The sequence below is a fragment of the Amycolatopsis albispora genome (genome assembly GCF_003312875.1).
GTDB classification, from domain to species: Bacteria; Actinomycetota; Actinomycetes; order Mycobacteriales; family Pseudonocardiaceae; genus Amycolatopsis; species Amycolatopsis albispora.
This window is the reverse complement of the sequence record NZ_CP015163.1, coordinates 8,668,592-8,693,468: the sequence shown is the minus strand read 5'-3', so window position 1 is coordinate 8,693,468 and position 24,877 is coordinate 8,668,592. Positions and strand designations below refer to the sequence as shown.

The 24,877-nt window shown below is 70.9% G+C and carries 28 protein-coding genes; 3 read left to right on the top strand and 25 right to left on the bottom strand.

Annotated elements, in window-relative coordinates; translation table 11 throughout:
• Position 1: 1 nt before the first annotated feature.
• The 5 genes from A4R43_RS40370 to A4R43_RS40350 all read right to left on the bottom strand — a co-directional run bounded on the left by A4R43_RS40370 (position 2) and on the right by A4R43_RS40350 (position 4,952).
• Positions 2–742, bottom strand: a complete 741-nt coding sequence (locus tag A4R43_RS40370) for an ABC transporter permease (RefSeq protein ID WP_113696902.1) — start codon at positions 740–742, stop codon at positions 2–4.
• Positions 739–1,641: an ABC transporter ATP-binding protein gene (locus tag A4R43_RS40365; RefSeq protein ID WP_113696901.1), complete on the bottom strand. Its 903-nt coding sequence runs from the start codon at positions 1,639–1,641 to the stop codon at positions 739–741. The genes A4R43_RS40370 and A4R43_RS40365 overlap by 4 nt, the downstream gene beginning before the upstream one ends.
• 75 nt (positions 1,642–1,716) lie before the next feature.
• Positions 1,717–3,102 (bottom strand): glycine--tRNA ligase, encoded by a 1,386-nt coding sequence (locus A4R43_RS40360; protein WP_113696900.1) that lies wholly within the window; start codon positions 3,100–3,102, stop codon positions 1,717–1,719.
• 112 nt (positions 3,103–3,214) lie between these two features.
• Positions 3,215–3,880: a class F sortase gene (locus A4R43_RS40355; protein ID WP_236808564.1), complete on the bottom strand. Its 666-nt coding sequence runs from the start codon at positions 3,878–3,880 to the stop codon at positions 3,215–3,217.
• A gap of 4 nt (positions 3,881–3,884) precedes the next feature.
• Positions 3,885–4,952 (bottom strand): hypothetical protein, encoded by a 1,068-nt coding sequence (locus A4R43_RS40350; protein WP_113696899.1) that lies wholly within the window; start codon positions 4,950–4,952, stop codon positions 3,885–3,887.
• Positions 4,953–5,176: 224 nt separating this feature from the next.
• On the opposite strand from A4R43_RS40350, the gene A4R43_RS40345 reads away from it, so the two are divergent.
• Both A4R43_RS40345 and A4R43_RS40340 read left to right on the top strand, forming a co-directional pair.
• Positions 5,177–5,566 carry an ArsR/SmtB family transcription factor gene (locus A4R43_RS40345; protein WP_113696898.1) on the top strand — a complete coding sequence of 130 codons (390 nt, stop codon included), beginning with the start codon at positions 5,177–5,179 and terminating at the stop codon, positions 5,564–5,566.
• The gene (locus A4R43_RS40340; protein ID WP_269467511.1) at positions 5,566–5,988 is read left to right on the top strand and encodes a Fur family transcriptional regulator; all 423 of its coding nucleotides are present in this window, start codon (positions 5,566–5,568) and stop codon (positions 5,986–5,988) included. Before A4R43_RS40345 ends, A4R43_RS40340 begins: the two co-directional genes overlap by 1 nt.
• Here A4R43_RS40340 and A4R43_RS40335 read toward each other — a convergent pair.
• Complete coding sequence (locus A4R43_RS40335; RefSeq protein ID WP_205215172.1) at positions 5,985–6,629, bottom strand: TetR/AcrR family transcriptional regulator; 645 nt, start codon at positions 6,627–6,629, stop codon at positions 5,985–5,987. The two genes, A4R43_RS40340 and A4R43_RS40335, sit on opposite strands and share 4 nt — an antisense overlap.
• 74 nt (positions 6,630–6,703) lie before the next feature.
• On the opposite strand from A4R43_RS40335, the gene A4R43_RS40330 reads away from it, so the two are divergent.
• The gene (locus A4R43_RS40330) at positions 6,704–7,384 is read left to right on the top strand and encodes an NAD(P)-dependent oxidoreductase (protein ID WP_113696897.1); all 681 of its coding nucleotides are present in this window, start codon (positions 6,704–6,706) and stop codon (positions 7,382–7,384) included.
• Positions 7,385–7,388: 4 nt separating this feature from the next.
• Here A4R43_RS40330 and A4R43_RS40325 read toward each other — a convergent pair whose 3' ends face one another.
• The 19 genes from A4R43_RS40325 to hrcA all read right to left on the bottom strand — a co-directional run bounded on the left by A4R43_RS40325 (position 7,389) and on the right by hrcA (position 24,873).
• Complete coding sequence (locus A4R43_RS40325) at positions 7,389–8,117, bottom strand: TIGR03943 family putative permease subunit (RefSeq protein WP_113696896.1); 729 nt, start codon at positions 8,115–8,117, stop codon at positions 7,389–7,391.
• On the bottom strand, positions 8,117–9,127 hold the full coding sequence (locus A4R43_RS40320) for a permease (RefSeq protein WP_113696895.1): 1,011 nt from the start codon (positions 9,125–9,127) through the stop codon (positions 8,117–8,119). The genes A4R43_RS40325 and A4R43_RS40320 overlap by 1 nt, the downstream gene beginning before the upstream one ends.
• Positions 9,128–9,335: 208 nt before the next feature.
• The gene (locus A4R43_RS40315; protein ID WP_113696894.1) at positions 9,336–9,755 is read right to left on the bottom strand and encodes a hypothetical protein; all 420 of its coding nucleotides are present in this window, start codon (positions 9,753–9,755) and stop codon (positions 9,336–9,338) included.
• Complete coding sequence (locus A4R43_RS40310; protein ID WP_113698205.1) at positions 9,755–10,579, bottom strand: isoprenyl transferase; 825 nt, start codon at positions 10,577–10,579, stop codon at positions 9,755–9,757. Before A4R43_RS40310 ends, A4R43_RS40315 begins: the two co-directional genes overlap by 1 nt.
• A gap of 44 nt (positions 10,580–10,623) precedes the next feature.
• Positions 10,624–11,385 (bottom strand): DNA repair protein RecO, encoded by a 762-nt coding sequence (gene recO / locus A4R43_RS40305; protein WP_113696893.1) that lies wholly within the window; start codon positions 11,383–11,385, stop codon positions 10,624–10,626.
• Between the two features lie 23 nt (positions 11,386–11,408).
• Positions 11,409–11,876 carry a CD225/dispanin family protein gene (locus A4R43_RS40300; protein ID WP_113696892.1) on the bottom strand — a complete coding sequence of 156 codons (468 nt, stop codon included), beginning with the start codon at positions 11,874–11,876 and terminating at the stop codon, positions 11,409–11,411.
• Positions 11,877–11,924: 48 nt separating this feature from the next.
• The gene (locus A4R43_RS40295; RefSeq protein WP_113696891.1) at positions 11,925–12,392 is read right to left on the bottom strand and encodes a CD225/dispanin family protein; all 468 of its coding nucleotides are present in this window, start codon (positions 12,390–12,392) and stop codon (positions 11,925–11,927) included.
• Positions 12,393–12,599: 207 nt separating this feature from the next.
• Positions 12,600–13,070 carry a DUF2752 domain-containing protein gene (locus tag A4R43_RS40290; RefSeq protein ID WP_113696890.1) on the bottom strand — a complete coding sequence of 157 codons (471 nt, stop codon included), beginning with the start codon at positions 13,068–13,070 and terminating at the stop codon, positions 12,600–12,602.
• A complete protein-coding gene (locus A4R43_RS40285) occupies positions 13,067–13,420 on the bottom strand; it encodes a CD225/dispanin family protein (protein WP_113696889.1) in 354 nt (117 codons plus the stop codon). Before A4R43_RS40285 ends, A4R43_RS40290 begins: the two co-directional genes overlap by 4 nt.
• Before the next feature lie 39 nt (positions 13,421–13,459).
• Positions 13,460–14,362 (bottom strand): GTPase Era, encoded by a 903-nt coding sequence (era, locus tag A4R43_RS40280; protein WP_113696888.1) that lies wholly within the window; start codon positions 14,360–14,362, stop codon positions 13,460–13,462.
• Between the two features lie 21 nt (positions 14,363–14,383).
• Positions 14,384–17,398, bottom strand: a complete 3,015-nt coding sequence (locus tag A4R43_RS40275) for an AfsR/SARP family transcriptional regulator (RefSeq protein ID WP_113696887.1) — start codon at positions 17,396–17,398, stop codon at positions 14,384–14,386.
• A 40-nt stretch (positions 17,399–17,438) separates the two neighbouring features.
• Positions 17,439–17,777 carry a cytidine deaminase gene (locus A4R43_RS40270; RefSeq protein WP_113696886.1) on the bottom strand — a complete coding sequence of 113 codons (339 nt, stop codon included), beginning with the start codon at positions 17,775–17,777 and terminating at the stop codon, positions 17,439–17,441.
• Positions 17,770–19,116, bottom strand: a complete 1,347-nt coding sequence (locus tag A4R43_RS40265) for a hemolysin family protein (protein ID WP_113696885.1) — start codon at positions 19,114–19,116, stop codon at positions 17,770–17,772. The genes A4R43_RS40270 and A4R43_RS40265 overlap by 8 nt, the downstream gene beginning before the upstream one ends.
• A gap of 4 nt (positions 19,117–19,120) precedes the next feature.
• The gene (ybeY, locus tag A4R43_RS40260; protein ID WP_113696884.1) at positions 19,121–19,708 is read right to left on the bottom strand and encodes an rRNA maturation RNase YbeY; all 588 of its coding nucleotides are present in this window, start codon (positions 19,706–19,708) and stop codon (positions 19,121–19,123) included.
• On the bottom strand, positions 19,705–20,781 hold the full coding sequence (locus A4R43_RS40255; RefSeq protein ID WP_113696883.1) for a PhoH family protein: 1,077 nt from the start codon (positions 20,779–20,781) through the stop codon (positions 19,705–19,707). Before A4R43_RS40255 ends, ybeY begins: the two co-directional genes overlap by 4 nt.
• Positions 20,782–20,887: 106 nt before the next feature.
• The gene (locus A4R43_RS40250; protein ID WP_113696882.1) at positions 20,888–21,244 is read right to left on the bottom strand and encodes a histidine triad nucleotide-binding protein; all 357 of its coding nucleotides are present in this window, start codon (positions 21,242–21,244) and stop codon (positions 20,888–20,890) included.
• A 663-nt stretch (positions 21,245–21,907) separates the two neighbouring features.
• On the bottom strand, positions 21,908–22,648 hold the full coding sequence (locus A4R43_RS40245; RefSeq protein WP_113696881.1) for a 16S rRNA (uracil(1498)-N(3))-methyltransferase: 741 nt from the start codon (positions 22,646–22,648) through the stop codon (positions 21,908–21,910).
• The gene (gene dnaJ / locus A4R43_RS40240; protein ID WP_113696880.1) at positions 22,648–23,808 is read right to left on the bottom strand and encodes a molecular chaperone DnaJ; all 1,161 of its coding nucleotides are present in this window, start codon (positions 23,806–23,808) and stop codon (positions 22,648–22,650) included. Before dnaJ ends, A4R43_RS40245 begins: the two co-directional genes overlap by 1 nt.
• Positions 23,809–23,850: 42 nt before the next feature.
• On the bottom strand, positions 23,851–24,873 hold the full coding sequence (gene hrcA / locus A4R43_RS40235) for a heat-inducible transcriptional repressor HrcA (RefSeq protein ID WP_113696879.1): 1,023 nt from the start codon (positions 24,871–24,873) through the stop codon (positions 23,851–23,853).
• Positions 24,874–24,877: the final 4 nt, after the last annotated feature.

Sequence of the window (24,877 nt, the reverse complement as noted above, 5' to 3'; positions counted from 1 at the left end):
CTCAAACCCGTGCGCTGTCGGCGCGGTAACGCCGGATCACTATCGCACCGAGCACCACGGTCCACCCGGCCAGCACGGCCACCGCGGTGAGCAGGCTCACCGACAGCTCGCTGGTCACCGCGCCCCGGCCGAGCTGGGTCAGCCAGTAGCTCGGCAGCAGCTGCGACACCCCGCGCAGCCATTCGGGCATGGTGTCGATCGGCACCCACAGCCCGCCGAGAAAGCCCATCGTCATGGTCACCAGCATGCCCAGCGGCTGCATCGACTCCGGCGTGCCGAACTGCCCGAGCAGCAGGCCGAGCAGCACGAACGGCACCGCGCCGAGCCAGCTGCCGAGCCCCGCCCGCAGCCAGCCGTCGAACCCGAGGTGCACGCCCTCGGTGATCACCGCGACCACCGGCACCAGCACCAGCGCGGGCAGCGCCACCAGCATCCCGGACAACCCCTTGCCGCCGAGGTACCCGGCGCCCGACAACGGGGTCAGCCGCAGCTGGCGCTGCCAGCCGCCCGCCCGTTCCAGCGCGAGCCTGCCGCCACCGGCCATCGCCGCCGACAGCACGCCGAAGGCCATCATGTTGACCATGAACACGCCGACCAGCTCCGCCCGGTGCGGCGTCCCGGCTGGCAGGAAAAGGTTGGCCTGCAACAGGAACATCACCACCGGGAAGACCACGGCGAAAACCACGAACCGGGTGGAGCGGAAGGTGCGGCGAATCTCCAGCCGCAGATAGGCCAGGCTCATCGGGCGCTCCCTTCGGCGGTCAGGGACAGGAACGCGCCTTCGAGACCGACCGCGGACACCTCGATCTCGTGTGCCGCCGGGTATTCGCGCAGCAGCGCACGCAGGGTGGCATCGGAATCCCGGCTGGACAACGCCACCTGCTCACCGCGTTGCTCCACATCGGACACTCCCGGCAGTTCCCCGGCCACGGCCGCGCTCAGGCCGGGCACCACCGCGCGGATGGTGCGGCCACCGGCCAGCGCCCGCACCTGGGCCACCGAACCGTCGGCGACCACCCGGCCACCGCGCATCAGCACCACCCGGTCGGCGAAGTCCTCGGCCTCTTCGAGGTAGTGCGTGGCAAACAGCACGGTCCGGCCGGTGTTCGTGAACTCGTGCATCCCGCGCCAGAACTCCCGGCGCGTGCCGACGTCCATCGCCGCGGTGGGCTCGTCGAGCACCAGCAGGCTCGGATCGCTGACCAGCGCGATGGCGAACCGCGCGCGCTGCTTCTGCCCGCCCGACAGCTTGGTCCCGCGCCGCCCGGCGAGTTCGGTGACCCCCGCGCGGCGCAGCGCCTCGCCCACCGGCAGCGGCGCGCGGTGCAGCGACGCCACCATTTCCACCATCTCGCCGACGGTCGCGTCTTCGAGCAGCGCACCGCCCTGCAGCATCGCGCCGATGACGCCGTCGGCCACCGCTTCGGCCGGGCTCAGCCCGAAGATCGTGGCCGTGCCCGCGTCCGGCCGGGTCAGCCCGAGCAGCAGGTCCACCGTGGTGGACTTCCCGGCGCCGTTCGGCCCGAGCAGGGCGACGACTTCACCCGGCGCGATGGCCAGCTCGACGCCGTCGACCGCCCGGACCGTCCCGTAGTGCTTGCGCAGCCCCGAAAGCCGGACCGCGTGTGAATCTCTGGTCATGCCTCCAGCGTCGCGCCGGAGGCCGCCCGGACCCCAGGCCGCTCGTCACGACCTGCCCATGACATCCGTCAGGGGTCAGCAGCCGATCAGCCGCGCGGCCAGGTAGGACTCCAGCTGGTCGATCGAGATCCGCTCCTGGCGCATGGTGTCGCGCTCGCGCACGGTCACCGCGTGGTCCTCGAGCGAGTCGAAGTCGACGGTGACGCAGAACGGCGTGCCGATCTCCTCCTGGCGGCGGTAGCGCTTGCCGATCGACCCGGCGTCGTCGAAGTCGACGTGCCAGTGCTTGCGCAGCGCGGCCGCCACGTCGCGGGCCTTCGGCGTGAGGTCGGCGTTGCGCGAGAGCGGCAGCACGGCCACCTTGTACGGCGCGAGCCGGTAGTCCAGCTTCAGCACCACGCGCTTGTCCACGCCGCCCTTGGCGTTGGGCACCTCGTCCTCGGTGTAGGCGTCGACCAGGAAGGCCATCATCGACCGGCCGACACCGGCCGCCGGCTCGATCACGAACGGCCGGTAGCGCTGGCCGCTGGCCTGGTCGAAGTAGGACAGGTCCACGCCGGAGTGGTTCGAGTGCGTGGTGAGGTCGAAGTCGGTGCGGTTCGCGATGCCTTCCAGCTCACCCCACTCCTGGCCGCCGAAGCCGAAGCGGTACTCGATGTCCACCGTCCGCTTCGAGTAGTGCGACAGCTTTTCCTTGGGGTGCTCGTAGTGGCGCAGGTTCTCCGGCTTGATGCCGAGATCGGTGTACCACTCGGTGCGCGTGTCGATCCAGCGCTGGTGCCAGACCTCGTCCTCACCCGGCTCGACGAAGAACTCCATCTCCATCTGCTCGAACTCGCGGGTCCGGAAGATGAAGTTGCCCGGGGTGATCTCGTTGCGGAAGGACTTGCCGATCTGGCCGATGCCGAACGGCGGCTTCTTCCGCGAGGTGGTCTGCACGTTGAGGAAGTTGACGAAGATGCCCTGCGCGGTCTCCGGGCGGAGGTAGTGCAGGCCCTCCTCGGACTCGACCGGACCGAGATAGGTCTTGAGCAGGCCGTTGAACTCACGCGGCTCGGTGTACTGGCCGCGGGTGCCGCAGTTCGGGCACGGCACGTCGGTCAGGTCGCCTTCGGCGATCTCCTTGCCGCTGCGCTCGGCGTACTCCTCGCTCAGGTGGTCGGCCCGGAAGCGCTTGTGGCACGACAGGCACTCGACCAGCGGGTCGACGAAGGCCTCGACGTGACCGGAGGCCACCCACACCGGGCGCGGCAGGATCACCGAGGAGTCCAGGCCGACCACGTCGTCGCGGCCCTGCACCATGGACTTCCACCACTGGCGCTTGATGTTCTCCTTGATCTCCACGCCGAGCGGGCCGTAGTCCCACGCCGACCGGGTACCCCCGTAGATCTCCCCGCACGGAAAGACAAAACCACGACGCTTGCAGAGACTGACTACGGTCTCGATGGTGTTGGCGGGCACTCCACGCTCCGTGACATGCGGGGACGAACATCTGACTTGGAACTGTCAGGGTATCCGCTGCGCTCCGCGCCCTCCGCGAGGGGTTTACCTTGGGTGAAAAGGCAAACGCGGATCACGGCCGCGAGACGAGCTCCGCGGTCACGATCCGGTTGTCCTGATAGCCCTCGGTACCGCCCACGTAGTCACCGCCGCAGGTCACCAGCACCAGCCGGTGCGGCCCGTCCTGGCCGAACAGCTGCTGCGCGTGCTGGGGCAGTTCGTTCTTGTGCAGCGTGAGGACCTCGGTGATCCGGTACTTCCACTGCCCGCCGCCGGTGTCCACCACGCTCACCTCCTGCCCCGGGTTGCTGCGCCACAGCTCGTCGAACGGGCCGTTCTGCCGCTTCCAGTTCACGTGGCCGGACAGCAGCGCCGCACCCTGGCTGTCGCCGAGCTTGGCGCCCCACCAGGTGGCTTCGTCGAGGCCGTCCGGGATCGGCAGCACGCCGTCGGCGGTGACCTCCTTGCGGACCAGCTTCGCCGTGCCGCCCTCGGGCAGCCGGACCGTGCCGGGGCTCTGCGCGGGTTCGGCGACCTGCACCGGCGCGGCCGGGGCCGAGGTCTCCGCCGGCACCCGCACCGGCACCGGGGCGGGCGGCTGGGCCACCGGCACCGGCTCGGGGCCGCTGGCCAGCACCCAGATCCCGACCCCGGTGACCACCACCGCGACGACGGCGAGCACGATCGCGATCAGCTTGCGGCGGCGCGGGACTTCCGGCTCGACGGGAGGCGTTTCCACCAGGTCAGCTCTTCCGCTCGGCCGGCGCGGGACGACGGCGCAGCGTCAGCACGGCACCGGTGCCCAGCAGCAAGCCACCACCGAGCAGCGACAGGCCCAGCGGCGACACGCCACCATCGGTGTGCTCCGGGGTGATCGCGCCCGCCGGGATCTTCGTCGGCACCTGCGGGGTGCTCGACTGCGGCTCCGACGGCTTGAAGTTCTCCGGGATCGAGCAGCTGACCCCGCCGAGCACGTACCGGCTCGGGACTTCCTCGATGACCTTGTCGTCCTTGTCCTTGACGCGCGTGACGACCTCGACGAGCCAGCCCGCGGCGGCGTTCAGCTCCCCCTTGCGCCACTGGTCCTGGCGCAGCAGCGAGTCGAACTCGGAGATCGGGCGCACGGTCAGGTCGGAGCGCGTCTTGGCGGGGTCCTCGACGCCGACCTTGGCGTCGGTGTCCCGCGGCGCGCCGAACGGCAGGTCGGTCAGCTTTACCTCACCGCCGGCGGCGGGCACCTTCTCTTCGACGAGTTCACCGTCGGCGTTGCGCACCCAGAGCTTCTCCGCGGTGGTGGTGCCGGTGACCTTGTCACTGCCCGCGCATTCCACGCTGGTCTTGGCCCCGCTCAGCACCACGAGGGTGTTCTCGAGGTCGCTGTGGCCGCCGATCGAGGTGTCCTGCAGCGCGTAGTTGGTCTCGGCGGTGGCCGTGGGCACGTTGTTGTCCTTCAGCGTCGCCACGACGTTGTGGTCGCGGCTTGCGACGCCTTCCGGGTACGGGCTGTGCGCCGGGTCGTACTTGCCGAGGTGCACCAGGTAGTTCGGGCCGATGGCGTTCTTCTCGCCGTCGTCCTTGGGCAGCAGGATGCGGTCCTGCGACAGCCTCGACTCGCCCGCCTTGAGCGGAGACTTCTGCGTCTCGGTGACCAGGGTGCCCGCATTCTCCCCCTCGCCGACCTTCGCCGCCGCGGCGTTGGCGTAGGCGACCGGGCCGGTCTCCTCGTCGACCTGGGCCGACGCCACCCCGGGCGCGACCGCGAAGGCCAGTGCCGTCGTACCGGCGGCCAGCTTCGTCACAAAACGCGTCATGGCTCCTCAGCTTCATAGGCGCTCTTGCCGTGTCTCACGCGTGACCACGCGCAGGGGTTGCTCGCGCGTCCCCAGACCCCGCGGTGCGGCCAACTTCGCACGGCCGTCCACAAGATAGGAAACTTACTCACGATTTCGACCGGATGTCACTCGAACGGCCTAGTCCCTGAGATGGGCACTAGGATGGTAAGGACAACCCTTTTCGCCAACCGCTGGAGTGGACGATGCCGACGGTGAGCCCGGACGCCGCACCACCCGGTCTGCCGGAGGACGCCGAGCACGTGCACTCGCCGGCCAGGACGCCGTCCCCGCACGCGCCGACGCCGTCCGCGGCCACCCTGGTCGAGGCCGGTGAGCTGCTGCGCGCGCTGGCCGCCCCGGTGCGCATCTCGATCGTGCTGCAGCTGCGTGACGGCGACCGCTGCGTGCACGAACTGGTCGACTCGCTCGAGGTGGCGCAGCCGCTGATCAGCCAGCACCTGCGGGTGCTCAAGGCGGCCGGGGTGGTGCACGGCGAGCGGCGCGGCCGCGAGGTGGTCTACCGGCTGGTGGACGACCACCTGGCGCATATCGTGGTGGACGCGGTGGCACACGTGCAGGAAGGCAAGCAGTAGTGAGCATCCCGACCCGAGGACCGGCCCCGCTGCCGGGACGCCGGTCCACCAAGCAGCGCGCGGCCGTGGTCGAGCTGCTGGCCACGGTGGACGACTTCCGGTCGGCGCAGGAACTCCACGACGAGCTGCGCAAGCGTGGTGAGGGCATCGGCCTGACCACGGTGTACCGGACGCTGCAGTCGCTGTCCGAGGCAGGCGAGATCGACGTCCTGCGCACCGAATCCGGCGAGGCGATCTACCGGCGCTGCTCCTCGCACCACCATCACCACCTGGTCTGCCGCCGGTGCGGGTTCACCGTCGAGGTGGAGGGCCCGGCGGTGGAGCGCTGGGCGGAGAAGATCGCCTCGGGCAACGGTTTCTCCGACATTTCGCACACCGTGGAAATCGTCGGGCTCTGCGCGGACTGTTCCAAGGAAAACTAGGTTTCGTCCGGGCGCAACGCGTCCAGGATCAGCGACAGGCCGAACTCGAACTCGCCCGCGTAGGTGTAACCGGGCTGGAGAACGTGCTCGGTCATCAGCTCCATCAGGTTCGGATAGGCGTCGACGGGCGCGTCGCGGGCGATTCCGGTGGCGACCTCGTCAAGTTCCTCGGTGTTGGTGAACGGCAGGCTCAGCTCCTGGAGCACAAAACCGTAGAGGTAGCTGTCGATCACCGAGAAGGCGTGCGCGGCCATCGGCACGGAGAAACCGCCCGCGTGCAGGACACCGAGCACCGCGTCGTGGTGGCGCAGCGTCGCCGGGCCCGGCTGGCTGCGCGAGTCCATCAGGCCGACGGCCCAGGGATGACGCCGCAGCGCCGCGCGCGCTGATTCCGCGCGGTCGCGCATGGCCGCCTTCCAGTCCCCGCCCGGGGCGGGCAGCTCGATTTCGGCGAACACCGCGTCGACCATGCCGTTGAGAATGTCGTCCCGGCCGCCGACGTGGTTGTAGAGCGACATCGCCTCCACGCCCAGCCTCCCGGCGATCGCCCGCATGGTGAGCCCGGCTTCGCCCTTTTCGTCGGCCAGCTCCATCGCTGCGGTGATCACCCGCTCCCGGCTCAGCGGTGCGCGCTTCGGCATGTGCCCTCCTTGACGTACTTACAGCGTAAGTCTAGCGTTACTTACAACGTAAGTCCGGAAGGCGGGAGCGGGACATGGAAAAGGTCTGCGTCATCGGCGCGTCGGGAAAGCTCGGGCAGTACATGGTCGGACAGGCACTGGATCGCGGGTACGAGGTCGTCGGCGTGTGCCGCGAGCGCAGCGTGGGCAAGCTCACCCGGTTCGCGGACCGGATCACCGTGGTGCCGGGGCCGACCAACGATCCGGAGGTGATCCGGAAGGCGGTCGCGGGCTGCGACGGCGTGCTGACCGTGCTCGTGCCGTGGGGTGTGCGGCAGTACTCGTCGGGCACCGCGCAGGCCGTGCTCGACCACGCCGAACCCGGTGCGCGGCTGGTTTTCTCGTGTGGCTGGCACATCAGCCGGGACGGGCTCGACCGGTACTCGTGGCGGTTCAGAACCGGCGTCCGGGTCGCCACCAGGCTGGCGAAGCTGGCGCGCGTGGTCGAGATCGACGACCAGGTCGAGGCGTGCCGCCGGATCTTCGACAGCGACCGGCGGTGGACGGTCGTGCGCGGCAGCGATCTCGAAGAGGGCGAGAGCCAGGGGCTGCCGGTGTGGAGCCGTCACGTCGGCGACCCGATCCTCGCCAGCAACCTGACGCGGCGCGTGGACTTCGCGCTGTTCATGGTGGAGGCGCTGACCGACGACTCGCTCGTGCGGGAGGCACCGGCGATCGTCGGCCGTCTCTCGGAAAGCGCGCTAGCCGCTCAGTAGGTCTTCAGTATTCGTACGGGTCCTTCGGCGCGGGTACCGGGCGCACCGAGGCGAGGGTGAGGTCCGGGGTGTAGTTCGTCTCGCGGGTGGTGGTGCCGGGCACGACCACGCCGGTGACCTCGATCCAGGTGTCCGGCCGCAGGCCCTCGGTGCCCGGGCCGAGCAGGCGCACGGTGACCGGGTTGGCGTCGGCCGCGCAGCAGCCGATGACCAGGCGCGCCAGCAGCACGTCGGCGCCGTCGCGGGCGACGAACCCGGACAGCGAAACCGTGCGGCCGTTGAGCGAACCGCTCGAATCCCAGCCCGCCCTGGTGACGAACTCCGAAACCGGCAACGGCACCACCTGCTGCTCGGGCAGCGCGGGAAAGAGTTGCGCGTCCCGCAGCGCCGAGGACTGCGGGGTGCGGCCCTGGGTGCGGGTCACCGAATCCGAGCCGAGCGCGGGCGGGGCGACCAGGAACACCGCGAGCACCGGCACCATCAGCAGCCACGCCGAGCGGGCCGGGTGCTGGTGGCCTTCGTGCGCGTGTCCGGCCGGGGCCGCGGCCCTGCGGGCGGCCACCAGGTCGCGGCCGATGGCGAGCACGCCGAGCAGCACCATGATCGCGCCACCGGCGATGATCCACGGCTGGTGCGCGGGCTTGACGTACCGCAGGTAGTCGCCGTTGAGGCTGATCTTGAGCAGCGCCCCGCCGAGCAGGACGAGCAGGATGTTCTGCGTTTCGCGCCGCATCACGAACCTCCGAGCAGGAACGATCCGGCGAGCACCGCGCTGGTGGTCGCGACGACAAAGGTGACCGGGGCGAACCGCAGCGCGAACGACCGGCCGAAGGTGCCCGCCTGCAACGCGAACAGTTTGACGTCCACCGCCGGGCCGACGACCAGGAACACCAGTTTCGGCAGCAGCGGCATCGCGGTGAGCGAGGCGGCGACGAAGGCGTCGGCCTCGCTGCACAGCGCGAGCACCACGGCCAGCACGGCCATCACCAGGATGCCGAGCACGATCTGCTCGCCCAGCACGCCAAACCACTCCGGCGGCACGAGCACGCCGAGCGCGGCCGAGATCAGCGCGCCCAGCACGAGGAAGCCGCCCGCCTCGACCAGGTCGGTGCGGGCGATCTCGGCGAAGGTCTTCCAGCGTGAGCCCGGTTCGCTGTCGGGCAGGCGGCGCAGCGCGCGCTCGGCGATCCACTCGAGCTTGCCGAAGCGGGCCCACAGCCAGCCCATCACCATCGCGGTGGCCAGCGAGGCGAGGAAGCGCGCGAGCACCATCATCGGCTCGCCGGGGAAGGCGACCGCGGTGGCCACCAGCACCACCGGGTTCACCGCGGGCGCGGCGAGCAGAAAGGTCAGCGCCGCGGCGGGCGCAACACCCTGCCCCATCAACCGACGCGCGACGGGCACCGAAGCACACTCGCATCCCGGCAGCGCCACTCCCGCGAGCCCGGCCACCCCGACCGCGGCGCCCTCGCGCTTCGGCAGCACCCGGCGCAGTACGCGCGCGGGGACGAACGCGGCGATCGCGCCGCTGATCAGCACCCCGAGCACGAGGAACGGCAGCGCCTGCACACAAACCGCGACGAAGACGGTGGAGCCGGTGCGCAGCGCGGGCACGTCGAGGACCTGCTGGAGCCAGCCCTGCGCGAGAATCGCGATCAACAGCACCGCGCAGAGCACCTCGATGGAGGTGATCTTCGGCTTCCTGCGGGCCGTACCCTCCGCGTTGCCGGAAATGATTCCCACCTTCGTGACTATGCCAGACGCCCCACCCGCAGACGGGAGCGCCGGGGTGGCGCGGGCCGGTCACCGAGGTGGGGTGGCGCTGCCGCCGGGAGCATCCCCGGGCCGGGAGCGGCGTGACGCGAGCCGCGCGGCGAGCACATGTCACGAATGTGGCTTTCGAGACGTTTGGCGTCTCGAAAGCCACATTCGTGACACCAGCCCAGGTCGGTCAGGACTCCGGGATGCCCAGCAGGTCGGTGCGCAGCTGCGAAGCGGTCGAAACCACCAGCATCAGCAGCGTGCCCAGCGGAGACGGGTCCATGCCCTCAGCCGGAAAGGCGTAACGCAGGGTGACGTCCATCCCCCGCTCGGTGTGTACCACGCCCAGCGTGCCGAACAGGCCCTGCCCGGCGCGCTCCGCCGCGGAAGCCGCGATCGACTGGTCGTCCGGCAGGTCCCAGGCCACCACGCAGGTCAGGCTCAGCACGGTCAGCCCGTCGGCCAGGCGCGTCGCCTGCACCACGCACGGCACGTCCGCGTGCATGAAGGTGAGCGCCCCGTCGTCGTCGACGTGCACATCGAGGTAGCGCTCGAGCGACGAGCGGGCGAGGGTGAGCAGGTTCGCGGTGTCCGCGGCTTCGGTGGTCATCAGGCTCCTCCGGCCGACGACGCCGCGTCCACCGCGGCACCGAATCGCCGGTCACGTTTGGCGTACTCGAGGCAGGCCGCCCACAGCTGGCGGCGGTCGAAGTCGGGAAAAAGGGTGTCCTGGAAGACGAACTCGGCATAAGCCGACTGCCACAGCATGAAGTTCGAGGTACGCAGCTCCCCGGACGGGCGCAGGAACAGGTCCACGTCCGGCATCTCCGGCTGGTACAGGTACTTGGCGATGGTGCGCTCGTCGACCTTGTCCGGGTTGATCTTGCCCTCGGCGGCCAGCTGCGCGATGCGCCGCACCCCGTCGGCGATCTCGGCGCGGCCGCCGTAGTTCACGCACATGGTCATGTTCAGCGTGGTGTTGTGCCTGGTCTTCTCCTCGGCCGCCTGCAGCTCGTTGATCACGCTGCGCCACAGCCGCGGCCGGCGACCGGCCCAGCGGATGCGCACCCCGATCGAGCCGAGGTAGTCGACCTGGCGGCGGATGGTGTCGCGGTTGAAGCCCATCAGGAAGCGCACCTCCTCCGGGCTGCGCTTCCAGTTCTCGGTGGAGAAGGCGTACACCGACAGCCACTTCACGCCGAGTTCCACCGCGCCGCTGGCGACGTCGATCATCACCGCCTCGCCGCGCTTGTGCCCCTCGATCCGCGGCAGGCCGCGCTGGTTGGCCCACCGACCGTTGCCGTCCATCACCAGCGCGACGTGGTTGGGCACCAGCTCGGCCGGGATCTCCGGCGGCCGCGCCCCCGAAGGATGCGGTTCGGGCGCCCGCAAGGGCACCTGCGACGCCGGTGTGGAGCGTCCCCTGAGCCGCACGGTCGTCCTCCAGGTCATTCGGGCGGGTACGTTTCCACCCGACCCTACTTCCCGGTGACCTCGGCATCGCGGGCACGTCGCTCCACCAGCGGCAGCGACCGCAGCTGGCGCTCCAGGTGCCACTGCAACTGCGCGGCGACCAGGCCGCTGGCGTCGCGGCGGGTGCTCTGGGTGGCGGCGTCGGCGGTGGTCCAGTCCCCGTGGAGCAGCGCGCCGAGCAGCTGGAAGATCTCCGGGGCGGGGTGCACCGAACCGGCCATCCGGCACCGCGGGCACATCGCGCCGCCGCCGGCCACGCTGAACGCGCGGTGCGGGCCGGGTTCACCGCAGCGGGCGCATTCGTCGATCGCGGGCGCCCAGCCGGCGAAGGCCATCGCGCGCAACAGGAAGGCGTCGAGCACCAGTGAGGAGTCGCGCTCGCCGTCCGCCAGCGCGCGCAGGGCGCCGACGACGAGCAGGTAGAGCCGCAGTGCGGGCTCACCCTCTTCCACGGTGAGCCGGTCGGCCGTTTCGACGATGGCGCTGGCCGAGGTGTAGCGCTGGTAGTCGGCCACGATCGGCATGGCGAACGCGTCCAGGGTCTGCACCTGGGTCACCACGTCGAGCGTGCGGCCGGTGTGGAACTGCACGTCCACGTGCACGAAGGGTTCGAGGCGGGCGCCGAACCGCGAGTTGGTGCGGCGGACGCCCTTCGCGGCGGCACGGACCTTGCCGTGCCGCCGCGTCAGGAAGCTGACGATCCGGTCGGCCTCGCCGAGCTTGTACGTCCGCAGCACCACCCCGGTGTCGCGGTAGAGACGGCTCACCGCCCTATCGTCCCACTACCGGGTCAGCAGGAGGTGGTGTAGTCGCAGTAGTCGTACGAGCTGGTGATCTCGGAGTACGAGTCGTACGCCGCGGTACCGGCCGCGATCGCGACGATGATCATGATGATGGCGACCACGCAGCCGATGCCGCCCAGGATGGTCGAGATCAGGCACAGCGTCTTCGTGGTCCGCGAGGCCTGCTCGGCCATCGCGTAGTTGCCCTGCATCTTGTACTGGCCGACCTCGTTGGACTTCATGATCGCGAAGATCCCGAGGATCACGCCGCCGAGGAACAGCGAGACGATCGCCCAGCCCTTGTAGTCCGGGATGTCCTGGCCGCCGGGGGGCATTCCGGGCGGGCCGCCGAAGCCGCCGCCGGGGGCACCGTAGGCGGGCTGCCCGTAGGGCGCGGGCATGCCACCGGACGGCGGGCCGTAGCCACCGGGCTGCTGGCCGTAACCCGGCTGCTGCTGGCCGTATGGATTGGTCATCGAGAATCCCCCAAAGAGGCTGGAACGGTGAAAGGTGGAAACACGGGCTCAGAGCGCGGCGAGGCTGACGATGAAGATGATCAGGCCGACCACGCAGCCGAGACCGCCGAGAATGGTGGAGATCAGGCAGATCGTCTTGGTGGTACGGGACGCCTGCTCCGCCATCTGGTAGTTGCCCTGCATCTTGTACTGGCCGACTTCGTTCGACTTCATGATCGCGAAGATGCCCAGCAGGACGCCGCCGAGGAACAGCGAGGCGATGGCCCAGCCCTTGTAGTCCGGGATCTCCTGGATGGAGCCGCCGGGACCACCGGGACCACCCATGCCGGGACCGCCGCCGAAGGGCGACGGCTGGCCGTAGGGCTGCTGCTGACCGTAGGGAGCGGGCTGACCGTACGGCGGCGACGGCTGACCGTACGGGGCCGGCGTGCCACCCGACGGGGGCCCGTAGCCCGGCTGCGGCTGACCCTGCGGTTGCTGGCCGTAGGGCTGCTGCTGACCGTAGGGATTGGTCATGGGGCTTCCCCCTCGCTCACTTCAGTCGGCTTGAACATGTCGTCACGGTCGCCCCCCGAGGCAGGCCGGTGCGCGGGAGCGTACTCGGTCGGGTGACCAGGGGTGCGGGCAGGCACCGATCGGTACCCCGACGCCGTGACGTCGCGATAGGACGGTAGGCGACCGGCGCCGGTTCCACCGGCATTTCGCCGAATTTTCCGTCCCGGCTCACACGTACAGCGCGGTGAACGGCGCGAACGGCAGGTTGCGCACCACGAACCAGACGACGAACGCCACGCCGAAGACCAGCGGGGTCCACCGCCAGTGCAGCCAGCTGTTCACCCAACGGCCACGCCACCGGCCGACCGCCCACGCCACGATGCTCCACACCGACAGCAGCACCACGATCAGCGACAGCGCGTTGTAGTGCAGCGCCCCCAGTAGATCCCCGTGCAGCAGGCTGTACATCATCCGCAGCCCGCCGCAGCCGGGGCAGGCGATGCCCAGCAGCGAGTGCGTCGGGCAGACGGGCAGGAAACCGCCGGGGGTGGTCGGGTCGCCGAGCAGCACCGCGACGCAGCCCGCGGCCCCGGCCGCGACCACCGCCGCGGGCGGGCCCAGCGCCCTGGCCCGCTCCGCGAAGGTACGCGCCGGGATCCCGTTGTAGATACCGGTGTACTCACCCGCGGCCTGGCTCATACCGACGACGCCGCCCCGAAGATGCCGAACAACCCGAGTCCCAGCACAAAAACCACGAAGACGATGTAGAGCGCGAGCAGGATGACCATGCTCAGCGCCGACCACATGGCCCACTTCTTGGCCTCGTCGGCGGCCTTGTGCGCGGCTTCGAACTGCCCGGAGTACCACAGCGTGTGCACCTGGTTCGACTTCACGATCGCCACCACGCCCAGCGGCAGGCAGCACATGATCGTCGTCAGGATCGCCCACACCAGGTGGTTTTCCGGCGGCGGCCCGTAGTTGGGCGGGCCGTAGCCGTACCCGGGGCCGTAGCCGTAGCCGCCAGGCGGTTGCTGAAACGGACCGGTCATCCGCCCCCTCCTCCGTCAACAGTCATCAGTAGAAGCCCTCTAGAAACCCAGCCGCCGCAGCTGCTTGGGGTCACGCTGCCATTCCTTCGCCACCTTGACGTGCAGGTCGAGGTAGACCTTGCTGCCGAGCAGCGCCTCGATCTGGCGCCGGGCGCTCGCGCCGACCTCCCGCAGCCGCTCCCCCTTGTGCCCCAGGATTATGCCCTTCTGGCTGGGCCGCTCCACGTACAGGAAGGCGTGCACGTCGATCAGGTCGTCGCGGCCCTCGCGCGGCAGCATCTCCTCGACGGTCACCGCGATCGAGTGCGGCAGCTCGTCGTGCACGCCTTCGAGCGCGGCTTCGCGGATCAGCTCGGCGACCAGGGTCTGCTCGGGCTCGTCGGTCAGGTCGCCGTCCGGGTACAGCTGCGGGCCCTCGGGCAGGCGCGACACCAGCAGGTCTGCCAGCGTCCGGACCTGGAAACCGTCCACCGCGGACACCGGCACCAGCTCGGCGAACTCCATCACGTTCTGCAGCGCGAGCAGCTGCTCGGCCACCCGCTCCTTCGGCACCAGGTCGGTTTTGGTGACCACGCCGATCACCGGGGTGCGGCGGGCGATCTTGGTCAGCTCGGCCGCGATGAACCGGTCACCGGGACCCACCTTCTCGTCGGCGGGCACGCAGAACCCGACAACGTCCACTTCGGACCAGGTCGAGTGCACGATGTCGTTGAGCCGCTCGCCGAGCAGCGTGCGCGGCCGGTGCAGGCCGGGGGTGTCCACGATGACCAGCTGCGCGTCCTCGCGGTGCACCACGCCGCGGATCGCGTGCCGGGTGGTCTGCGGCTTGCTCGAGGTGATCGCGACCTTGCTGCCGACCAGCGCGTTGGTCAGCGTGGACTTGCCCGCGTTCGGGCGGCCGACGAAGCAGGCGAAACCGGAGCGGTGGGTGGTGGTGCTCATCCGCCCATCCTCCCTGACGCCTCACGCCGTCGACTCGGTGATCCCCCCGAGCAGCTCGTCCAGCTCGGTGGCGCCGGCGCGGTCACCCAGTTCCAGGTACAGCGCGCGGGCTTCGGTCCAGGCTTCGACGGCCTCGGCCACCCGTCCGGTTCCCTGCAGTGCCCTGCCGAGTTTCGCCAGCGCGCCGGGCAGCCGCGCGACCAGCCGGCGCTCGCGGTATTCGGCCACGTACCCGGTCAGCTCGGCCGCGGCCAGGTCGTAGCGGCCCTGCTCCAGGTGGACCGCGGCGAGCAGTTCCATCGGCAGGAAGCTGGTCGAGTGGTGCCGGTAGTGCTGCGCCACCTCGACCGCCTGCTCCAGGGTGTCCTCGGCGGCGGCCAGGTCGCCGGTGCGCAGGTGCAGGTCACCGAGGTGGGTGAGGGTGAGCGTGTGGAAGCCGGTGTGGTCGAGCCGCCGGAACCCGGCCGCGGCGGTCCGGTAGGCGTCCACCGCCTCGTCCCACTGGCGCCGGTCCTGCCGGAGATTGCCCAGCCGCATCCAGGCCTCGGCCTCCGCCCTGGCGAAGCCGATCGCCCCGGCCAGGCGGCGGACCTCCAGCACGCACCGCAGCGCCTGGTCGGCCTCACCGCGGACGCGGTGGATGATCGACTCGTTGATCAGCGACAGGATCGTGGTGCGGTGCTTGCCCTGCTCCCCGCTGAGGCGGCGGCTCTCGGCGTACGCGGCCATCGACTCGTCGTACGCGCCTTCCAGCCGCAGGCCGAGCCCGAGCAGCGAAAGCGCCTGCGCGCGCCCGGTGTCGTGTCCGAGTTCGGCGAACAGCTGCTCGGCTTGGCGCGCGTACCGCAGGCAGTCCGCGCTGCCGCGGCCCCACGCGCGGTCGGCCAGCCCGCGCAGCAGCACCGCCGTGCCGAGCCGGTCGCCCTCGGCTTCGCACCGCTGGAGCGCGGCCAGGTGCGTACGCTCCCAGTCCTGCCCGAGCACGCGGTACTCGAAGTAGCCGACCAGCGCCTCGGCGATCTGCCAGCCGACGGGCATGCTCGCGCCGCCGGTGACGATGGCTTGCAGATTGCGGGCCTCGACGTCGAACCAGCCCGCCGCGTTGCCGCCCAGCACCTCGGGCTCACCGGTGAACGGCCGGTCGTGACCACCGGAAATCCGTTCCAGGGTGCGGTTGTCGAGCAGGTCGTCGGCGGCCTCGGCGAGCGCCAGCCACGCCCGGCGCGCCCGGCCCAGCGCGGCGGTGATCTCCTCCGGCGACTCGGTTTCCTCGGCGCGTTCCCTGGCGAAGAGCCGGGTCAGGTCGTGCAGCCGGTACCGCGTCTGCCCGCAGACGTCGGTGCCCACGTCCTCCACCAGGTGCACGTCGACCAGCGCTTCCAGCGTGCTTTCCGCCTCCGCGGCGGGCACGTCGAGCAGGGCGGCGCAGACCCAGGAGGCGAAGTCGGTGACGTCGAGCAGCCCGAGCAGCCGCAGCGCCCGCTGCTCCGCCTGCCGCAGACCGGTGTAGCCGAGCGCCAGGCTGGCCCGTACCGCGAGATCACCGGCCACCAGCTCGTCGAGCCTGCCGCATTCGCCCGCCAGCCGGGCGGCGAGCTGGCCGATGCCCAGCCGCGACCGCGCGACCAGCTTCGCGGCGGCCACGCGGACCGCCAGCGGCAGGTACCCGCACAGCCGGGCGATCTCGTCGACCGCGCCGGGTTCGGCGTCGATCCGGTCCTGGCCGACCACCCCGGCGAGGAAGGCCCGCGCCTGCTCCGGCGTGAACACCTCGACGTCGAGCGCGCGCCCGCCCTCCAGCCCGCTGAGCCGCGCGCGGCTGGTGACCACCACCGCGCAGCCCGCCGACCCCGGCAGCAGCGGCCGGACCTGGTCCTCCCCGGCCGCGTTGTCCAGCAGCACCAGCACCCGGCGCCCGGCGAGCTTGCTGCGGAACAACGCCGACCGGTCGGCCAGGTCGTCCGGGATGGCGCCGCCGTCCACGCCGAGCGAGAGCAGGAAGTTGGCCAGCACCCGCGCCGGGTCGCGCACTTCCTCCTGCGTACCGCACAGGTCGACGTAGAGCTGGCCGTCGGGGAACCGGTCGGCGACCAGGTGGGCGGCCCGCACGGCGAGCGTGGTCTTGCCGACCCCGCCCTGCCCGGCCAGCGTCACCACCGGCACGGCCTCCCCCGCCGCGGTCAGCGTGCGGACCAGCTCGGCGAGTTCGGTGGTGCGGCCGGTGAAGTCGCCGACGGTCGGCGGCAGCTGGGCCGGGCCGTCGAACGCGTCGCGCCGCGGCGCGCGGACCCGCGGCTGGTGGTGCAGCGACTCACCACGCAGCACGGCCTGCTCCAGCGCGCGCAGCTCGGCCATCGGCTCCAGCCCGAGTTCCCTGGTCAGGCGCCGGTGCAGCCGGCGGTAGGCGGCCAGCGCGTCCCTGGTGCGGCCGGTGCGGTGCAGCGCGATCATCAGCTGCGCCCAGAGCCGCTGCTCGAACGGGTGCTCGTGGGTGAGCGCGAGCAGCGCGGGCACCAGCTCGGCCGCGCGGTCCAGCCGGAGCACCGCGTCGTGGTAGTCCAGCAGCGCGCCCACCCGCTCGTGCTCGAGCGCGGGCGCGATCCGCTCCGAGATCAGCTCGGACTCGATCCCGGCCAGCGGCGCGCCACGCCACAGGCCCAGCGCGCGCTGGAACAACTCGGCCGCCGCCGCGTCGTCGTGCCAGGCCAGCTCCCGCGCCTTGGCCACCGAAGCGCGGAACCGATGGAGGTCGACCCGCTCCGGCGCGACGTCGATCAGGTACCCGTTCGCCCTGGCCAGCACCTGGACCGGATGCCCGGCGAACGACCGCCGCAGCCGGGAGACCACCACCTGCACGGCGTTGCGCACGGTGTCCGGCCACTGCTCGCCCCACAGCGCGTCGGCGATCCGCTCCAGCGGCACCACCTGCCCCGGTTCGAGCAGGAGCATGGCCAGCAGGCAGCGCTGCCTGCCCGCGCTGATGGTGCCCGAGGGCATGCCGATGATCTCGAGTGGGCCCAGGATCCCGAAGTCCACACGGTCTCCAGCGGTCGGCGAGTGGCGGTCAGGTCACGCCCTAGCGCAACACTTCCTGCACCGATCCGGAAGGGTCCGCGCGAAAAATAGGGGCATTCCCGGCAAGATCACGGACCGCGTGCACCGACTGCTCGGGGAACGCGGGCTCCGCGGTGACCAGTGCCGCCGCCTCCAGGCCCTCGGCACCGCTGGACACCGCGGCGGCGACCGCGGCCTGCAACGCGGTCAGCTTGAACGAGGGCAGGTTCACGCTGGTCGCCGCATAGGTGCGGCCGTCGGTGTCCCGGACGGCCGCCCCTTCGGCCGCGCCGTTCCGCGCCCTGGCCGAGCGGGCGAGAATGACGATCTTCTCGTCCTCGGCCCCGAGCTCCTCAGGCATGCTCCACGCTCCGATCCCGTTCGTTCCGCTCGTCCCGTTCGTCACGCGGCACGCGCACGCGCCGCCCGGCCAGCCCGTCGCTCGCGCGCACCACCACGGTGGTGATCCGCATCCGGCCGCGCCGGTCCTTGCCGCCCTCGGCGTGCAGCCGCAGCCCGGCGACCTCGGCTTCCGCACCCGGCAGCGGCACCCGGCCGAGGCGCTGCGCGAGCAGGCCGCCGACCGTCTCCACGTCGTGGTCCTCGAGTTCGATGCCGAACAGCTCGCCGAGGTCGTCCACGCTGAGCCTGGCCGACACCCGCACCGACGACTCGTCCAGCGCCTCGACCGGCGGCCGCTCGTCGGCGTCGGATTCGTCGGTGATCTCGCCGACGATCTCCTCCAGGATGTCCTCGATGGTGAGCAGGCCGGCCGTGCCGCCGTACTCGTCGATCGCGATGGCCAGGTGGTGGCGCGAGACCTGCATTTCCTTGAGCAGCTCGTCCAGCCGTTTCGAGTCGGGCACAAAACTGGCCGGGCTCATCAGCTCGCGCACCTCGCGGGCGGCACCGCCGTCGGCCATCGAAGCCCGCACCAGGTCCTTGATGTTGACCACGCCGACGATGTCGTCCACCGACTCGTCGATCACCGGCAGCCGGGTGAACCCGGACCGCAGCGACAACGCGAGCGCCTGGCGCACCGTCTTGCCCTGCTCGATCCAGACGATCTCGGTGCGCGGCACCATCACCTCGCGCGCCACCGTGTCCCCCAGCTCGAACACCGAGTGGATCATCTCGCGCTCGGAGTCCTCCACCACGCCGCGTTCCTGGGCGAGGTCGACCAGCTCACGCAGCTCGACCTCGGAGGTGAACGGGCCCTCGCGGAAGCCCTTGCCCGGGGTGATCGCGTTGCCCAGCAGGATCAGCAGCCTGCTCAGCGGGCCGAGCACGGTGCCCAGCGCCCGCACCGGCCCGGCCACCACCAGGCCGACGCGGTACGGGTGCTGGCGGCCGATGGTGCGCGGGCCGACCCCGATCAGCACGTAGCTGACCACGACCATCACCACCCCGGCCACGACCACGGCCAGCGAGACCGGCTCGATCCAGCGCAGGAAGACCACGGTGACCAGCACCGTGGAGGTCAGCTCGCAGCCCAGCCGCAGCAGGAGCAGCAGGTTGATGTGGCGCCTGCGCTCGGCGATCACCGCGACCAGCTGGCGGGCCCCGGCGCGGCCGAGCCGCACCATGCCCTCGGCCCTGGCCTGCGACACCGTGCTCACCGCCGCGTCGGCCGCGGCGAACACCCCGCCGAGCAGGACCAGCGCCACGGCGATGACCAGCAGGGAGGTCGAGCTGGTCATCGGCTCAGCCCGGCTGACCGGGGTCGGCGTCCGCGGCGTCGGCGGGATCGGCCGCGTCGGGCACCCGGTCCAGGCCGGCCGTGCCGAGCAGCCGGTCGTCGGCGGAGCGCTGCGCGTCCTGCCTGCGCACGGCCGCGGTGGCCGCGCGGAACTCGTTCAGGATGCGCTTCTGCAACCCGAACATCTCCTTCTCCTCGGCCGGTTCCGCGTGGTCGTAGCCGAGCAGGTGCAGCACGCCGTGCACGGTGAGCAGGTGCAGTTCCTCGGTCAGCGAGTGCCCGGCGGTGTGCGCCTGGTCCTTCGCGAACGCCGGGCAGAGCACGATGTCGCCGAGCAGGGCCGGCGAGGCGTCCGCGGCGTCGGGACGGCGGGTGGAGTCCAGCTCGTCCATCGGGAAGGCCATCACGTCGGTCGGGCCCGGCAGGTCCATCCAGCGCTCGTGCAGGTCCTCCATCACGTCCAGGGTGACCAGCAGCACGGACAGCTCGGCCAGCGGGCTGACCTCCATCTTGTCCAGCGCGAACCGGGCCGCCGAGACGATGGAGGCCTCGTCGACGCCGACCCCGGACTCGTTGGCGATCTCGATGCTCACCGGCGCTGGCCCTTCCAGCCGTTGGCGGTCTCGGTCGCGTCCTGCACGGCCTGCCACTTCTCGTAGGCGTCCACGATGTCGCCGACCAGGCGGTGGCGGACCACGTCCTGGCTGGTCAGCGTGGCGAAGTGCAGGTCGTCCACGCCTTCGAGGATGTCGCGCACCACCCGCAGGCCGCTGCGCTGCCCGCTGGGCAGGTCGACCTGGGTGACGTCCCCGGTGACCACGATCTTCGAGCCGAAGCCGAGGCGGGTGAGGAACATCTTCATCTGTTCCGGCGTGGTGTTCTGCGCCTCGTCCAGGATGATGAACGCGTCGTTGAGGGTGCGGCCGCGCATGTAGGCCAGCGGCGCGATCTCGATCGTGCCCGCCTGCATCAGCCGCGGGATCGACTCGGGATCGACCATGTCGTGCAGCGCGTCGTAGAGCGGGCGCAGGTACGGGTCGATCTTCTCGTTGAGCGTGCCGGGCAGGTAACCCAGCCGCTCCCCGGCCTCGACCGCGGGCCTGGTCAGCACGATCCGGGTGACCTGCTTGGCCTGCAGCGCCTGCACGGCCTTGGCCATCGCCAGGTAGGTCTTGCCGGTACCGGCCGGGCCGACGCCGAACACGATGGTGTGCTTGTCGATGGCGTCGACGTAGCGCTTCTGGTTCAGCGTCTTCGGCCGGATGGTGCGGCCGCGGCGGGACAGGATGTCCATGCTGAGCACGTCGGCTGGCGATTCGGCGCCGCCGGCGGAGAGCATGGACACCGTGCGCCGCACGGTCGGCGGGTCCACCTGCTGGCCGCGGCCGGCCAGGGTGACCAGCTCGGCGAACACCCGCTCGGCGAACGCCACGTCCGCCGGGGCGCCGGTGAGGGTGACCTCGTTGCCGCGGACGTGGACGTCCGCGGTGAGCAGTTCCTCGGCGACGCGCAGGTTCTCGTCCCGCGACCCGAGCAGGGTCAGCGCGGCGGCGTCGGGAATGGGGAATCGGGACTTCGCGTCCTGCGCGGCTGCCGCCTCGACCTGCTGGTCGTCTTCACGCGGGACTTCGGATCGGGCGGCTCCACCCGGTGCGGTACCGGCCACTGGGCCTCGGGCCTGCTTTCTGCGCGTGCGCTACTGGTCGTGAATGGTCTGGTCACCCACGATGCTAGCGGTTGGCGCCCCGGCGGCGCAGGTGGTTACCTCGCGGCTAGCCGGGGCGGCCGAAGTGGCCGAGCTGTTCCCCGCCGAGGACGTGGGCGTGGACGTGGAAGACCGTCTGCCCGGCGTCGGCGTCGGTGTTGAAGACCACGCGGTAGCCGCTGGCGCTGATGCCCTCGAGTTCGGCCACCTTGGCGGCGGTGGCGACCACGTCGGCCAGCCCGGCCGGATCGGCGGCGGCGAACTCGGCGAGGTTGCGGTACCGCTTCTTCGGCACCACGAGCACGTGCACCCTGGCCTGGGGCTGGATGTCACGGAAGGCGAGCGTGGTGTCGGTCTCGTACACGATCTCGGCCGGGATCTCCCTGGCGATGATCTTCTCGAACAACGTCTCCGCGTCACTCATGGTTCGGACCCTATCGGTTCATCCGCGGGTCCCCATCCCGGCGCCCGATTGTGACTACGGCGAAGACCCCCTTGTCAAGGCTGGGAAACGTACCTTGACAAGGGGGTCTTCGCCGTGTTCTTGGCTTGGGACCGGGATGGGGAAGGGGAGTCTGCCTGGTGCCCCCACTGCTCCCCGGCTTCCTGTTCCCGCCCACCCAATGTCACGAATGTGGCTTTCGGGACGCCAAATGCCTCGAAAGCCACATTCGTGACACTCCAACAGGGAGGCGCGGCACCCAACCGACAAACGACCCAAAGCCGCGCGGGGGTCCAGGGGGCTCGCCCCCTGGCGGGGGCCTGGGGGTTCGACCCCCAGAAAACACCGTTCCTTCGCCGATGGGAGGGCGAAGCCCGAACACGGCAAAGGAAAGAAGGAACGCCGCGGGGCGGTGGAACCTGGGGGTCGCTCCACCGCCACCGCGGCTCCGCCGGACCGAGGGGGGAGGTGTCCGGCGGGGACTCCGGTGCACGGGCTGATGCCGCTGTGTCCGGAAACCGTGTGTGCTGTTCCGAATGACCAGAGTAACGGCTACTCCGGCCAGCGCGCCAGGTCAGAGCGTAAAATTACCGGCAGAAATTTCCGGGGTTTCGAATACGCCCGGTAGCTGGATCCACCAGGTGGTCAGGGCCAGCGTGGCGTGAGCGCTCCAAGTGCGCCGAGAGCAACCGCCGCCGCGGTCGAGGTCCGCAGTACGGTCTGTCCTAGTCTGACCGGACGTGCGCCCGCGTCCGAGAGCACGGTCAGCTCCTCCGGGCCGATTCCGCCTTCCGGGCCGACCACCAGCAACAGGCTTCCGGCTGCCGGAAGACCCGCGTCCGCCAGGCGGACACCCGCCTCGGCTTCCAGCACCAGGGCTCGGTCGACCTCGCCGGCCAGCGCGGCCAGTTGCTTCGTGGTCACCGGCTCCGTCACCGGCGGCAGCCAGGTGCGGCGGGCCTGCTTCGCGGCCGCTCGCGCGGTGGACCGCCAGCGGGCCAGTGCCTTGTCGCCGCGGGGGCCGTCCTCCCATTTCGCCACGCTGCGGGCGGCCCGCCACGGCACGATCTCGTCGACGCCCGCCTCGGTGGCCAGTTCCACCGCCAGCTCGCCGCGATCGCCCTTGGCCAGCGCCTGCGCGACGATCACCCGCAGCTCCGGCGCGGGCTCGAACCACGACTCCTCGACCCGGAGCCCCAGCGAGGCGTCCCGCCCGGCCTGAACCGAGTCGACCACGCACCGCGCGCCACCACCACGGCCGTCGGTGAGCACCAGGCGCTCACCGGGGCGGATGCGGCGCACGGTGGCCGCGTGCCGGGCTTCTTCCCCGTCGAGCACCGCCCGGTCGCCGGCGGGCAGCGCCTCCACCAGGAAAACCGGATCCACTACCGGCTCTTGGTGCGCAACTTCGAGAACAGCCCGCCGTGCTTGCCGTTGCCAGCCAGCGTCGGCGAGTCCTCGCCGCGCGACTGGGCCAGCTCGCGCAGCAGCTCGCGCTGGGTTTCGTCGAGCTTGGTCGGCACCACGACCTCGACGTGCACGTGCAGGTCACCACGGCCGTCCACGCGGCCGGACGAGCGCAGCCGCGGCATGCCCTTGCCGGTCAGCACCAGCTCGGTGTTCGGCTGCGTGCCCGGCTCGATCTCCAGCTCGTGCTCACCGTCGATCAGCGTGTCCATCGGCACCTTCGCGCCCAGCGCGGCGGTGGTCATCGGCACGCTCAGCTTGCAGTGCAGGTCGTTGCCCTGCCGGATGAACACGTCGTGCGGTGCCTCGTCGATCTCGACGTACAGGTCACCGGCCGGCCCGCCACCGGGGCCGACCTCACCCTGGCCGGACAGCCGGATCCGCATGCCGTCACCGACACCCGGCGGCACCTTCGCGGTCACCGTGCGGCGCGAGCGCACGCGCCCGTCGCCACCGCACTGGCGGCACGGGTCGGTGATGACCTCGCCGTACCCGCGGCAGACCGGGCAGGCCCGCGCGGTGACCACCTGGCCGAGGAACGACCGCTGCACGGACTGGATCTCGCCCTGCCCGCCGCAGGTGTCGCAGGTCTTCGTGGTGGCACCGGCCGCGGTACCCGCGCCGCGGCACAGGTCGCACAGGATCGCCGTGTCGACGGTGATCTCCTTGTCCACCCCGGTGGCGCACTCCTCCAGCGTCAGTCCGATGCGGATGAGCGCGTCCGAACCCGGCTGCACGCGGCTGCGCGGGCCGCGCCCGCGGCCACCACCACCGGCGGCGCCGCCGAAGAAGGCGTCCATGATGTCGCCGAGCCCGCCGAAACCGCCGAACGGGTCGCCGCCGCCACCGCGGGCGGCGCCGTTGTCCATCGGGTCACCGCCGAGGTCGACGATCTTGCGCTTCTGCGGGTCGGACAGCACCTCGTAGGCCGTGGTCACCTCACCGAAGCGGTGCTTGGCGTCCTCGGACGGGTTGACGTCCGGGTGGAGCTCCCGGGCGAGCTTGCGGTACGCGCGCTTGATCTCCTGATCGGTCGCGTTCTTCGCGACACCGAGCGTGCCGTAGTAGTCCCTGGCCACCGTCTTGCCGTCCTCCTGCCGAAAAACCCGAAAGCGCCCGGCTCACTTGCCGGAGAGCATCTGCCCGACGTAGTTGGCCACCGCCCGCACCGCGGCGATGGTGCTCGGGTAGTCCATCCTCGTCGGCCCAACGATCCCCATGCCGCCGAGCAGCGTGTCCATGCCGTAACCGACCGACACGACCGAGGTGCTCCTCATCTGCTCGTCCTCATTTTCCTCGCCGATGCGCACCGTGACCGCACCGGGGTTGCGCGCGGCCGCGAGCAGCTTCAGCACCACGACCTGCTCCTCCAGTGCCTCCAGCACCTGGCGCAGCGAACCGGGGAAGTCCGCCACGTTCCGGGTCAGGTTCGCGGTGCCGCCGAGCACCAGGCGTTCCTCCGGGTGCTCCACCAGCGACTCGACCAGCACGGTACACACCCGGGTGGTGGCGTCCCGCAGGTCGGCGGGCGCCTGCTCGGGCAGCTCGGCCACCCTGGCCGCCGCCTCGGTCAGCCTGCGCCCGGCCAGCGCGGCGTTCAGCGAGGTCCGCAGCCTGGCCACGTCCTCCTCGGTGATCACGTCGCCGATGTCCACCGTGCGCTGGTCCACCCGGCCGGTGTCGGTGATCAGCACCAGCATCAGCCTGGCCGCGGTCAGCGGCACCACCTCGAGGTGGCGCACGGTGGAGTTGGTCATCATCGGGTACTGCACCACCGCGACCTGCCTGGTCAGCTGCGCGAGCAGCCGGACGGACCGGCGGAGCACGTCCTCCATGTCGACCGCGCCGTCGAGGAACGAGGTGATCGCCCGGCGCTCGGCCGCGGACAGCGGCTTGATCTCGGAGAGCCGGTCGACGAAGAGCCGGTAGCCCTTGTCGGTCGGGATGCGGCCGGCACTGGTGTGGGGCTGGGTGATGTAGCCCTCCTCCTCCAGCGCCGCCATGTCGTTGCGGACTGTGGCGCTGGACACACCGAGGTTGTGGCGGTCCACGATGGCCTTGGAACCCACCGGCTCCTGGTTCGCCACGTAGTCCGCGACGATGGCTCGAAGCACCTCGAACCGGCGCTCATCCGCGTTCGCCACGTGA